General features: G+C 71.0%; 6 protein-coding genes and 3 pseudogenes. 1 reads left to right on the forward strand and 8 read right to left on the reverse strand.

Translation table 11 applies throughout. From position 1 onward, the window contains the following. Positions 1 to 15: 15 nt before the first annotated feature. The 7 genes and pseudogenes from DMB38_RS31440 to DMB38_RS31470 form a co-directional block, all read right to left on the reverse strand. Positions 16 to 1434 (reverse strand): non-reducing end alpha-L-arabinofuranosidase family hydrolase, encoded by a 1419-nt coding sequence (locus DMB38_RS31440; RefSeq protein WP_125937990.1) that lies wholly within the window; start codon positions 1432 to 1434, stop codon positions 16 to 18. Positions 1435 to 1907: 473 nt separating this feature from the next. Beyond that, positions 1908 to 2687 (reverse strand): annotated as a pseudogene (locus DMB38_RS31445) (ThuA domain-containing protein); the annotation flags it as partial. A 135-nt stretch (positions 2688 to 2822) separates the two neighbouring features. Continuing rightward, positions 2823 to 4289, reverse strand: a pseudogene (locus DMB38_RS31450) (PQQ-dependent sugar dehydrogenase); the annotation flags it as partial. 107 nt (positions 4290 to 4396) lie between these two features. Next, positions 4397 to 5413 (reverse strand): annotated as a pseudogene (locus DMB38_RS31455) (endo-1,4-beta-xylanase); the annotation flags it as partial. 103 nt (positions 5414 to 5516) lie between these two features. Then, on the reverse strand, positions 5517 to 6446 hold the full coding sequence (locus DMB38_RS31460; RefSeq protein ID WP_240662566.1) for an alpha/beta hydrolase: 930 nt from the start codon (positions 6444 to 6446) through the stop codon (positions 5517 to 5519). 460 nt (positions 6447 to 6906) lie between these two features. After that, positions 6907 to 8187 (reverse strand): nickel-dependent lactate racemase, encoded by a 1281-nt coding sequence (gene larA, locus DMB38_RS31465; protein ID WP_125937994.1) that lies wholly within the window; start codon positions 8185 to 8187, stop codon positions 6907 to 6909. Continuing rightward, positions 8184 to 8897, reverse strand: coding sequence for an FCD domain-containing protein (locus tag DMB38_RS31470; RefSeq protein WP_125937995.1), 714 nt, complete (start codon positions 8895 to 8897; stop codon positions 8184 to 8186). The genes larA and DMB38_RS31470 overlap by 4 nt, the downstream gene beginning before the upstream one ends. Before the next feature lie 358 nt (positions 8898 to 9255). Between DMB38_RS31470 and DMB38_RS31475 the strand changes: the two genes are divergently transcribed. After that, positions 9256 to 11706: a glycoside hydrolase family 95 protein gene (locus DMB38_RS31475; protein ID WP_125937996.1), complete on the forward strand. Its 2451-nt coding sequence runs from the start codon at positions 9256 to 9258 to the stop codon at positions 11704 to 11706. A 56-nt stretch (positions 11707 to 11762) separates the two neighbouring features. Here the strand turns inward: DMB38_RS31475 and DMB38_RS31480 are convergent, their stop codons facing one another. Continuing rightward, positions 11763 to 12533 carry an FCD domain-containing protein gene (locus DMB38_RS31480; RefSeq protein WP_125937997.1) on the reverse strand — a complete coding sequence of 257 codons (771 nt, stop codon included), beginning with the start codon at positions 12531 to 12533 and terminating at the stop codon, positions 11763 to 11765. Positions 12534 to 12592 lie beyond the last annotated feature (59 nt).

Genomic DNA, 12592 nt, shown 5'->3' on the forward strand with positions numbered 1-12592 from the left:
CCGGCGTGGATCAGGTCAGCGCTGCAGGGTGAGGACGCCGGGCCGCCAGGGCAGTTGGTCGTACGGTCCGCCCGCGTTGGGGGACTTGCCCTGGTAGAGGAACTGCAGGTTGCAGGGGTCGATGGTCATGGTCTGGTCGGGGTTGGTGCGGACCAGGTCACCGTGGCTGATGTCGTTGGTCCAGGTGGCACCGCTGTTGGCCTTGCCCGCGAAGGGGTTGCCCTCGCTCGCGGCCTGCGGGGTCCACGAACCGTTCAGGCTGGAGGAGGTGAACGAGCGGAAGTAGCGCCCGTTCGCCCCTATCGCCTCGACGATCATGAGGTACTGGTTCTGGTCCTTGACCTTGTAGACCTGGACCCCCTCGAACAGGTTGTTCGTCGAGTCGCTCATGATCGTCGTGTACGACGAGCCGAAGTTGCCGGGGAAGTTCCCGATCGGCATGCTCGCCCGGTAGATCTTGCCGTTGTCACCGGCGAAGAACAGGTACATGTTCTGGCCGTCGGCGATCAGGGTCTGGTCGATCGGGCCGGTGCCGGAGCCGGAGATGCTGCCGGTGAAGAGCGGCTGCGGCGCGGACCAGCCGTTGGGGTTGGTGGGGTCGCTCGACGTGCGGTAGATGAAGGGCCACTGACCCCACTGGTAGGCCAGCACCCAGATGTTCTTGGGCGCGAAGTAGAACAGGGTGGGGGCCACCGCGGCCTGGTTCATCCCGTTCTGGCCGGCCGAACCCATGTCCGACCAGTTCGTGAAGGGACTGAACGCCATCGAGCCGTACGTCGATCCCGACACCTTCGTCCCGTAGACCAGGTGCTTGCCGTTGTGCACCACGCTGGTGAAGTCCTTCAGCGACACCCACCCGTTCGCCGGCTGCGCCAGCACACCCGTCGACGACCACCGGTACGTCGACGGAAGCGCACACGCGTCGCCCGGTGTCCCGGACAGGCCGGTCCACTTCTGGTTGCTGCCGCCGTTGCACGTCCAGAGCACCACCGCCGTGCCGTTGGCCGTGGCCGCGCCCGAGACGTCCAGGCACAGCCCGGACTCCACGCCGACGACCGTGCCGTCTGAGTTCACCCGCCACTGCTGGTTCGCGCCACCGCTGCAGGACCAGATCTGCACCCGGGTACCGGGCGTGGTGGCGTGGCCGGGGACGTCCAGGCACTTGTTTCCGTACACGGTGAGCTGGTTGCTGTCCGTGTGCGTCCACTGCTGGTTGGACCCGCCGGAGCAGTCCCAGATCTGCAGTAACGCGCCGTCGGTCTGGCTGGCGTTCGCCACGTCGAGACACCGGCTGGATGCGGCGCTGCGCAAGGCGCCGCTGCTTGCCGCCTGAGCCGGGCCGGCGCCGATCGCCGGCGCCAACGCGATCAGGACCGCGACCGCGGTGGCGAGGACCACCAACGGGTGTGTGCGGCTGGAACTTCGTCTGCGCATGGGAACCTCCTCATCTTTGAGCAAGCGGTTCCGGTCGGCCCGGTCAGAGGCTGCCCGGACTGTCATGTCGATCGGTTCGTGATATCGAACGAGGATCGAAGTATCGGGCAGTGAGGATGATAGAGAACCGGCGAACGGCGTCAAGGATTCTCGCATGATTCGTTGCTCGGCTCGAAACAATCGGACCGCTCCCGGCGTGCCACCGCAGGCCGAGCCGGTCGAATGGCTCCCGGTCCGCGCGGTCGGCCCCGACGTGGCCTGTCGTTTCTCCCCCTTGCCGACGGCCTGCGAATCTTCGAACGGCATGCGAAATTTCGAACCTCCCGGAGCAGCCGCGGCGCGGGGTCCACCAACCTCGCGCCGCGGCCTGTCCACCACCCTCGGAGCACCCCGGAGACCGCACGGATCCCGGCCCGGGCGCCCTCCCAGCGAATCCGGGGGCCCTCCGGGCGTCACATGCCGGATCCTGCGGTGCCCGCGGCCCAGCGGATGCCGCCGAGCAGATGGCGCCGGAAGTCCGCCTGGGCATACGACTCGGCCGTGTGCCCGCCGCCCGTGTAGAACGAGCGACCTCCCGCGTACTCCTTGCACCACGCGATGGGGTGGTCGCCGTTCATGGTGCCGCCGCTGTAGCTGGACTCGTCGAGCGAGGCCAGCACATGGGCGCCGGCGCGGGGACTGGTGCGGTAGTTGTACCACTCGTCCGTGCGCTGCCAGGTCGCTGCGAGGTGGGCGGTCGCGTCGTGCGTCCGGTCCTCGACGACGACCGTGGCGCTCTGGATCTGCGGGTGGGAGTGGAAGTACGCGCCGACCAGTCCGCCGTACCAGGGCCAGTCGTATTCGGTGTCGGCGGCCGAGTGGACGCCGACGTACGCGCCGCCGCCCGCGATGTACCCCTCGAACGCCGCCTGCTGGGCGGCGCCGAGCACGTCGCCGGTGGTGTTCAGGAACACGACCACCTTGAAGCGCGCGAGGCTGTCGCCGGTGAACGCAGTGGCGTCCTCGGTGGCGGTCACCTGGAAGCCGTTCTCCGCTCCCAGTTCCCGGAGCGCGGTGATCCCCTCGTCGATGGCGTCGTGGCGGAAGCCCGCCGTCCTGGAGAAGACGAGGACTTCGTACGGGTCGCCGGAAGCCGCGGACGGGCCCGGGGCCGGCAGCGGCAGTGCCGCGGCGCCCGGAGCCGTCACGACCGGCAGCGCCGCGACACCCAGGGCTCCTCCGAGGAGCGTCCGGCGGGTCGGGAGCTCGGACATGTGGATGTTCCCTTCCGTGGTGGGTCGTCCCGGCGCCGGTCCGGGCGGCGAAGCGCCCGGCCCGGCGCCGGCTGGTCCGGGTGCCGTGCAGGCCGTGCCCGGTCAGCCCGCCTGCGTCGGTGACCCTGCGGCCCCGGAGACGCTCTCGATGCGGTACAGGGCGCTGTTCTGGTCGCCGGAGTGCCAGGTGGTGCCGTAGTCCAGGACGTACAGGGCGCCGTCGGGGCCGAACGCCGCGTCCATCGGCTGGGTGCCGGACCAGGGGAAGGCACTGATGCTGCCGCGGCTGCCGTCGGGGTTCACGGCGATGTTCTTGATCCAGCGGCGGCCCCACTCCATGGCGAAGAAGTCACCGTCGAATTCCTGCGGGAACTTCACCGCCGAGTCCAGGTCCGGGTCGTAGCGGTAGACGGGGCCGGCCATCGGCGCCTCCGAGCCGTTGCCGAACTCTGGCACGGAGCCGCCGTCGTAGGGGATCCACGCCGGCTGGGCCGGCGGAAGGGAGCTCTGGCCGGTGTTGTTCGGTGAGTCGTTGGTGGGCGAGGAGCAGTTGAACGCGCTGCCGGAGGCACCCGTGGCGAAGTCGAAGTTCACATAGGGAACGTTGTTGCCGACGCAGTACGGCCAGCCGTAGTTGCCCGGCGCCGGCACCCGGGTGAACTCCACCATGCCGCCCGGACCCCGGCTCGCGGAGGCCGCCCCGGCGTCGGGGCCGTAGTCGCCCACGTAGACCACGCCGGTCTCCTGGTCGACGCTCATCCGGTAGGGGTTGCGGAAGCCCATGGCGTAGATCTCCGGCCGCGTCTGCAGCGTGCCCGGCTCGAAGAGGTTGCCCTCCGGGATGTCGTACGAGCCGTCGTCGGCGACCTTGATCCGGAGGATCTTGCCGCGCAGGTCGTTGGTATTGCCCGCCGACCGCTGTGCGTCGAACACCGGGTTGCGGTTGCCGCGCTCGTCGATCGGGGTGTAGCCGTCGGAGGCGAAGGGGTTGGAGTTGTCGCCGGTGGTGAGGTACAGGTTGCCCTCGGCGTCGAAGTCGATGTCGCCGCCCGTGTGGCAGCACTGGCCGCGGTTGGTCGGCACTTCGAGGATCGTCTTCTCGCTGCCGAGGTCGAGGGTGCGGTTCTCGTTCAGAGTGAACCGGGAGAGCCGGTTGAGGCCCTCGAAGCGGGCGAAGTCGGCGGGCGAGCCGGTGCTCGGTGCGTCCCCCGGCGGGGTGTCGAGCGCGGGCGAGTAGTACAGGTAGACGAAGCGGTTGTCGGTGAAGCCGGGGTCGAGTCCGATGCCGAGCAGACCGTCCTCGAACTGGTAGTACACATCGAGTCTCCCCGCGACCCCGGTGGTCCCCTGGGGATCGGTGACCCGCACGGTGCCGTCGCGCGAAGTGTGCAGCACCGAGCGGTCGGGCAGCACGGCGAGCGACATCGGCTCGCCCGTCTCGCCCGCGCCTTTGGCGAGCGTCACCTGCTGGAACTGCGCCTGCCGGGTGCCGTCCGCCCCGGCGGGTCCGGCCGCGGCCGGCGACGGCAGCGTGGCGGCGGCTGCGGTGACGAGCAGCGGGCAGACCACCGCCGCGAGATACCTTCTGACGTGTCTGGGCATGTGAACCTTCCGTGGGGTGCCGGGGCGGGCCGCCCCGCGAGCTGCGCTCGGCAGAACGGCCCGGCCCCGTGGGGGACGGCGTACGCCGGACGTCAGGGAGCGCTGTTCAGGGCTTCCAGTACGGCGTTGTACGCCTGCTTCTTCTGGTAGTTGCCGTCGAACAGCAGCGGGGTGTCCTGGCCGCGCCACGAGTACTTGTCGGTGATGCCCCAGGTGGTGATGCCGGTGCAGCGGGAGACCGCCACGCACGCCTCGGTGACCGTGCGGTAGGCGTTGGCCTGCGCGGTGCCGGAGCCGCCGATGTCCAGCTCGGTGATCTGCACGTCGACGCCGAGGTCGGCGAAGCGCTGCAGGTTCTGCCGGTAGCTGCCGAGGTCGGAGTTCGAGTCGAGGTGGGACTGGAAGCCGACGCAGTCGATGGGGACGCCGCGGGCGAGGAAGTCCTGGACCATGCGGTAGATGGCGTCGCTCTTGGCGTTGACGCCGTCGGTGCCGTAGTCGTTGTAGCAGAGCGTCGCGCCGGGGTCGGCGGCGTCGGCGGCGCGGAAGGCGTCCTCGATCCAGCCGTTGCCGATCTGCTGCTGGAGGTTGGACTGGCGGCGGCTGCCGTCCCATTCGAACGCCTCGTTGACCACGTCCCAGGAGTCGATCTTCCCGGCGTAGTGACCGGCGACTCCGTCGATGTGGTCGAGCATCGCCTGGCGCAGGTCGCCACCGGTCAGACCGCTCACCCAGGAGGGCTGCTGGGCGTGCCAGACCAGGGTGTGGCCGCGTACGGACATGCCGTTGCTCTGGGCGTGGGCGACGAGCTGGTCGCCGCCCTGGAAGGTGAACTGGCCCCGCCTGGGCTCGGTGGCATCCCACTTCATGACGTTCTCGGCGACGATGCTGTTGAACTCGCGGTTCAGCGTGGCGGCGTAGTTCGCCTCGCCGAGGAGATGGGGTGCCACGGCGGCGCCGTAGTAGCGGCCGCTCTCGGCCGCCGAGGCGCCGAGGGTGTCGGCGGCGTGGGCGCTGCCGGGGAACGCCAGGAGGCCGGCCGCCGCCAGACCGGCGGACGTGACGGCCGCGGCGGCCGACCAGGCGCGGCGGCGCGTACGCCGCCTGCGGGAGGTGCTGGGCATGGCTGCTCCTTGTGTTCCGGTGGAGGGAGACAGGGCCGTCCGGCTCTGTCCGGAAACGGTGCCGAGGGTCCGGTGCGGCCGGAGCCGCACCGGGCCCGGTGGTTCAGGCGAGGACGGATTCCCAGCGGGTGCCGGGTGCGGTGGCGCCCGCGGGCAGGCGGTCGCGGGCGGCGGTGTCGCCGTACAGGCTCCAGCGGAACCAGTCCACGAGGGTGTTCTGGGTCTGATCGAAGGTCCGGAAGCCCGGGTTGAGATACGCGGCGTGGTCCGCGCCGACGTGGGTGAGGAACGCCTTGGGGGCGGACAGTTCCCCGTACGCCTGGCGGGCCAGGCCGTACTGGCAGGTGGGGTCCTGGTCGCCGTGGATGAAGAGCACGTTGGCGTCCAGCCCCGCCGGGTCGCCCATGTCCACGCAGGCGACCGGGACGGCGGCCTTGATCCGGTCGTCCGGCCACTTGGTCAGCAGGCCGTGGACGGTCATGCCGCCCATCGAGTGGCCGGAGACGCCGACGCCGGCCGCGGTGTCGATCTGCCCGGCGAAGGGGCTGCCCGAGGCGTCGTTCAGCGCCAGGGTCTGGGTGATGACCTCGGAGACGTCCTTCGACCACTCGCCTCCGTACACGGAACCGATGTTGGTGTTGTCGCTGATCGAGGGGGCGGGGCAGATGAAGCCGGCGGAGGCTATCGCGTGCGTCTGCGAGGCGTAGGAGTCGGAGTTGCCGTACGCGCCGTGGTTCCAGTGGGCGACGGGGAACACGCCGTCGGCGAGCGGGGCGTTCGGGACGGGATTGCCGCCGGGGGTCCCGGTGGCCGGGTAGAAGATCTTGGTGAACAGCCGTCGGCCGCCACGGGACCAGTTGTACTCGCGTACCCCGATGGCGAAGTCCTGGGCCGGTGCCTGCCGGAGGAGGCCGGGCCTGTAAGCGGGGCGGGCGGCGGCCGGTGCGGCGGCGGCCGGGAAGGCCGCGCCCGTCGTTCCGGCTATACCCACGCCCAGCAGGGCGCTCAGAGCGGTGCGCCGTTTCATGGACATACGAAGACACTCCTGTGGGGGGAAGGGATCTGCGGTGCGGACGCCGGGGCGCGACGCGCCGGGGCGTCCCGGGCGGTTCAGCAGGCGGCGCCGGCCCGGGCAGGGCCGAAGAGAACGGCCGCGGCGGCCCGTACGAGAGGCGTACGCCGGCGTTGGTTCGACAGAGGCATGGGGGTTCTCCATCGCGGCTCAGCCGGAGGGGCCCGCCACGCGGGCGTCGTGTGCCCGGGAGTCCGGACACGCGCGGGGAGAGCCTCACCGGAACGAAAGAACTGGCTGTGCGAGTGCTGCCGTGCGCGGCGGCCTGCGCGGATCGCAGGCCGTAGAGGCCCCGAGTGTTCGATATGTCGAACTATGGTCGAACTCTCAGACATGGATGATTGGAGGGTCGGCCCGGCGCGTCAACCCCCTTCGCGGACCAATTTCGATTTGGGGGTCGAAATTTTCGGCGGCCTGGGCCTCATGAAGCGATCGCCTCGCGCAGGTACGGGATGGTCTGAGGCCCTTCGGGCAGCACGCACAGACGGGCTGCGGGGCCGGCGGCCGCCAGTGCCCCGGCGACGGCCGCGCTGACGTCTCCGGTCTGCTCGAGATGGGCGGCCGCGAGGTCGGCGGCGGACAGGCCGTCGGTGTGCATGACGACCCGGCAACGCGCCAGGATGGCCGCCTGGATCTGCACCTGCCACTGGTCCGGCACGGTCTCGGCGCGGGCGCCGATGGCGTCCAGCAGCGCCTGCGGCGACGGTGCGGAGGAGAGGACTTCCCGGTACGAGCCGTGGTCGGGGAAGCCGTCGCGGCACTCGGCCGCGCAGATGATCGTGCCGCCCGGACGCACCACCTGGTACGCGGCGGACATGCCCTTGACCGCCTGGTAGAGGTTCTGGTCAAGCGGAAAGCCGGAGTTGGTCGTGACGACCACGTCGTAACGGGTGCCGACCGGACGCATCGCCGTCCGCGCGGCCTCCGCGGTGGCGGCGGCGTGCATGGCCGGCAGATCCCCGCCGAAGGCGGCGACGATCTCCTGGCCGCGGTTGAGGACGACGTCGAGCGCGAACGTCACGCCGGTGCCCGCCGCGATCGCCCGCACGTCGTCATGGACCGGGTTGCCGTGCGTGACGCCCCACGTCGCGCGCGTGTCGGCGATGCGGGCGGCGTCGTGCAGGACGAGGACCGTCTCCAGCGCCGCGAGCCCCGGCGCGACGAGCTTGGGGCCGCCGGAGAAGCCGGCGAAGAAGTGCGGCTCGACGAAGCCGGTGGTGATCCGCACGTCCGCCGCGGCCCACTCGCTGTTGAGCCACACCGGCACGCCGGCACCGTGGGTGCCCATCCAGGTGAGGCCCGCGCGGTCGGTCGCGTCGTGGTTGACGATCCGCACGGTGTCCACGACGGCGTCGCCGAACATCCGGCGCAGCTCGGCGTCGGTATTGCCGCGGTGCGTGCCGGTGGCGACCAGGATCACCACGTCCTCGGTCCTGACGATGCCGTCGAGTTCGGCGAGGAGGGCGGGGATCATCAGGTGCCGTGGTTGCGGACGGGTGCCGTCGCAGGCCGAGATCGCCACCGTCTGCCCGGGGCGCACCCGCTCGCGCAACGGCGGTCCGGCCACGGGCTCGCGCAGCGCGGTACGCAGCACGGCCGACGGGTCGCGGGCGCCGGACCGGTGCACCGGCGCGACGACCGTGGCCGTCTCGGGAACCTCGATGCCGAGCCCGTGTTCGCCGTAGGCCAGTCGCACCCTCACGCGCCGGTCTCCTGGCGCGACGCGTCCTTCGCGGGGGTGAGATGCCTGCGGAGCCACGCCTCGGTGGTGCTGACGTGGATGAGGGCGGCGGCCTCGGCGAGCGCGGCGTCTCCGGCGGCCAGCGCGTCGTAGATCTCCTGGTGCTGGGCGAGTGTCCGGTCGGCGACGTCCCCGTCGACCATCCCGCGCCAGACCCGGGCCCGTACCGTCCGGCCGGAGATCCCCTCCAGCAGGCTCGCCAGCGTCTGGTTGCCCGTGGCGGAGGCGACCGCCTGGTGGAAGGCCGCGTCGTGCTTGTTGAGCAGTTCGACGTCGTCCCTCGCCGCGTGCATGGCGGCCAGATGTCCCGCCACCCCGGCGAGTTCGTCGGCCGAGATGCGGGTGGCGGCCAGGCCGGTGGCGACCGGCTCGAAGAGCCGGCGCACCTCGGTGAGCTCCAGCAGGGTGTCACCCTGGAGCAGTTCGACGGCGGAGCCCAGCCCTTCGAGGAGCACCCTCGGTTCCAGGGTCGTGACGTACGTGCCGTCGCCCCTGCGGATCTCCAGCACCCGGGCGACGACCAGCGCCTTGACCGCCTCGCGCATCAGCCCCCGGGACAGGCCCAGCTCCGCGGCGAGTTGCTGCTCCGGCGGCAGCTTCGCACCCGGCGGGAGTTCCCCTGAGGTGATCAGCTCCCGAATGCGCCTGATCGCCTTGTCGGTCAGTGACATCGCCCGGCCTCCAGCCTCGGCCTCCTGGATCGTGCGCAGCACGATACATCTGATGTCCGGGTAGGTGAGCCGTCGGTGGAGCGCGGTCTCCGCTCGGCGGGATCCGGTGCAACAGGGGTGTGAAGAGAGGTTTTTCCCTTTTGTGTGGGTGAAGTCTGCGCGAGAAGGGTTGTGTTGGTGTCCTCGGACATTTAATGTCTCCCGCGTGTCACGCCCGATGAGGTTGCGTTGACCGTGCCTTTCGCCGTACCGATCCGCGCCGGCCGTGGGCCGCCGGTGCGGCGTCACCGTCGCCCGCCGGTCACCTGAGCGACGAGGGAACCGCCGGGACTCTGCCAGGACTCACTGGAGGATCAGGATGCGGAGACTGACGCGCAGGGAGATGATCAGGCTCGGCACGGCGGGCACCGGAGCCGTGATGATGCCCGTCCCGTGGACGGCTGCCGCCCGTGCCGACTCGGCCGCACCCCCGGAGGTACGGGCGGTCGACGACCTGGCGCTGTGGTACGACGCGCCGGCCGGCTCGGACTGGCTGCGCGCGCTGCCGGTCGGGGCCGGCCGCCTCGGCGCCATGGTCTTCGGGAACGTCGGCACCGAGCGGCTTCAGCTCAACGAGGACACCCTCTGGGCGGGCGGTCCCTACGACCCCGCCAACCCCGCGGGCGCCGATGCCCTGCCGCAGATCCGGCAACTGGTCTTCGACGGCCAGTGGGAACAGGCGCAGTCGCTCATCGACCGGACGATGCTCGGGCGGCCGGCCGGAGAGCTGGCCTACCAGCCCGTCGGCGACCTCACCCTCACCTTTCCCGGCAGCGGGGGAACGTCCGGGTACCGGCGGTGGCTCGACCTCACCACCGCGACCACCGCGGTGACCTACGTGGCGAACGGCGTACGGTTCCACCGCGAGGTGATCGCCAGTGCGCCGGACCAGGTGATTGTCATGCGCCTGACCGCCGATGCGCCGGGCTCGATCTCGTTCACGGCCACGTTCGCCAGCCCGCAGAGCTCCTCGGCGTCCAGCCCCGACGGCACGACGATCGCGCTGGAAGGGATCTCGGGCAGCATGGAGGGCATCGCCGGCTCGGTCCGGTTCCTCGCGCTGGCCAGAGCCGTCGCCGAGGGCGGCACGGTGTCCGGCTCGGGCGGCACGCTCCGGGTGGCCGGCGCCGACAGCGTCACGCTGCTGGTCTCCATCGGCACCAGCTACGTCGACTACCGGAACGTGGGCGGCGACTTCCGGGGCATCGCCCGCAAGCACCTCGACGCCGCACAGGGCATCGCGTACGACGACCTCCGCGACCGGCACGTGGCCGACTACCGGGAACTGTTCGGCCGGACCACGATCGACCTGGGCCGTACCGGAGCGGCCGATCAGCCGACGGACGTGCGGATCGCCCAGCACGGGAGCGCCGACGATCCGCAGTTCTCCGCGCTGCTCTTCCAGTACGGCCGGTACCTGCTGATCTCCTCCTCGCGGCCAGGCACCCAGCCGGCCAACCTCCAGGGCATCTGGAACGACCAGATGGCCCCGCCCTGGGACTCGAAGTACACCCTCAACGCCAACCTGCCGATGAACTACTGGCCGGCGGGCTCGACGAACCTCGCCGAGTGCAGCGAGCCGGTGTTCGCCATGATCGACGACCTCACGGCGACCGGCGCCAAGACGGCCCGGGTGCAGTACGGCGCCGGCGGCTGGGTCGCGCACCACAACACCGACGCGTGGCGGGGCACCTCGGTCGTGGACGGGGCGTTCTGGGGCATGTGGCAGACCGGCGGGGCATGGCTGGCCACCATGATCTGGGATCACTACCAGTACACCGGCGACGTCGGCTTCCTGCGCGCCAACTACCCCGCGATGAAGGGCGCCGCGCAGTTCTTCCTCGACACGCTGGTCGAGGAACCGGACCTGGGCTGGCTGGTCACCAACCCGTCCAACTCGCCGGAGCTCGCCCACCACCCGAACGCGTCCGTCTGCGCGGGCCCCACCATGGACATGCAGATCCTGCGCGACCTGTTCGACGGCTGCGCCCGGGCCGGCGAGATCCTGGGCGTGGACGCCGACTTCCGCGGAGAGGTCCTGGCGGCCCGGGAGCGGCTGGCCCCGACGCGGATCGGCGCCCGCGGCAACATCCAGGAGTGGCTCTACGACTGGACGGAGACCGAGCAGTTCCACCGGCACGTCTCCCACCTCTACGGTCTGCACCCCGGCAGCCAGATCACCAAGCGCGGCACACCCGAGCTCTTCGAGGCCGCCCGCCGGACCCTGGAACTGCGCGGCGACGACGGAACGGGCTGGTCGCTCGCCTGGAAGATCAACTTCTGGGCACGGATGGAAGAGGGAGCCCGAGCACACGACCTGATCCGCGACCTCGTGACGCCGGACAGGCTCGCGCCCAACATGTTCGACCTGCACCCGCCGTTCCAGATCGACGGCAACTTCGGCGCGACGTCCGGCATCGCCGAGATGCTGCTCCACAGCCACCACGGCGAACTGCACCTGCTGCCCGCACTCCCGCCGGCCTGGCCGAACGGGAGTGTCGAGGGGCTGCGCGGACGCGGCGGCCACACGGTGGGTGCGGCCTGGACCGGCGGCCGGGCCACGCGGCTCTCCCTCACCCCCGACCGTGACGGGACCGTGAAAGTCCGCAGCCGTATGTTCCGCGGCGGCTACCAGGTCCTCGATCTGACCGGCGGCGGCAAGGTCCGGCCCGAGCAGCCCGAGCCGGACCTGATCGAGTTCGCCGCGCTGTCCGGACACACGTACCGCGCGAACGCCCTCGGACCGCGGCGTGGCGGAGACGAGGCGTGAACGCCCGCTCGCCCGCTCGCGGGCCGCCGCGGCGCCGCGACTGCCGGGAGCGCCCGCTACCGCTCCAGCCGTACCGGGTCGCCCGGCGCGCTGCGCCGGACGAGCCAGGCTTCGGTGATGTGGGTGAACATCGCCTCGGCGGCGCCGCCCGGATCGTGGGCGGCGATGCGCTCGTAGATGCGGCGGTGACCGCGGTTGGACGCGACGCACATGGCACGCTCCGGATGCCCCATGTACCGCGCGGTGTTGACGACCTGACTCTCCAGCGCGCGCACCACTCCGCGGGCGATGCGGTTCCCCGACGACTGCATGATCACGTCGTGGAAGGCGCGGTCGTGCTCGGCGTACGTGACATGGTCGTCGACCAGCTCGTCCATCCGGTCCACCAGCGTGCGCAACCGGCCGACGACCTCCGCAGTGGCCAGCCTGGCGGCGACGTTGGCCATGTCGGACTCCAGCAGGCGCCGCGTGACGACGAGGTCGTCGAGGATCGCCAGGCTCTCGTCCTGGGCGATGCTCGCGGCCAGGACCTGCTCGTCGAGCATGTTCCACAGCGCCGGTGCGGTCACCGTGGTTCCCGAACCCTGGCGGACCTGCACGAGCCCCTTCTCCTGGAGGACCTTCACGGCCTCCCGGACGACGGTCCGGCTCACGGCGAAGGTCTCGCAGAGAGCGGGCTCGGGGGGCAGCGGCGTCCCCGGCGGATGCTCCCCGCGGACGATGCGTCCCACCAGTTCGGCCGTGACCGCCCGCGCGAGGCTCGCCGGCCGCTGCGCCCAGGAGGGCGGCGGGGAGCTGTTCCGGGCTGCTGACCGGGATGTCGTCATGGATCCTCCGGCGGCCCCGCGACCACGCGGCGCCATGACTAGACGGTCAATCATACGCG

It is taken from the genome of Streptomyces sp. WAC 06738, from assembly GCF_003945505.1.
Classification (GTDB): domain Bacteria; phylum Actinomycetota; class Actinomycetes; order Streptomycetales; family Streptomycetaceae; genus Streptomyces.

Coding starts and splice junctions, on each gene's coding strand:
- DMB38_RS31480 (WP_125937997.1), bottom strand. CDS start 12,533: ATGACGACATCCCGGTCAGCAGCCCGGAACAGCTCCCCGCCGCCCTCC.
- DMB38_RS31440 (WP_125937990.1), bottom strand. CDS start 1,434: ATGCGCAGACGAAGTTCCAGCCGCACACACCCGTTGGTGGTCCTCGCC.
- DMB38_RS31475 (WP_125937996.1), top strand. CDS start 9,256: ATGCGGAGACTGACGCGCAGGGAGATGATCAGGCTCGGCACGGCGGGC.
- DMB38_RS31470 (WP_125937995.1), bottom strand. CDS start 8,897: ATGTCACTGACCGACAAGGCGATCAGGCGCATTCGGGAGCTGATCACC.
- DMB38_RS31460 (WP_240662566.1), bottom strand. CDS start 6,446: ATGTCCATGAAACGGCGCACCGCTCTGAGCGCCCTGCTGGGCGTGGGT.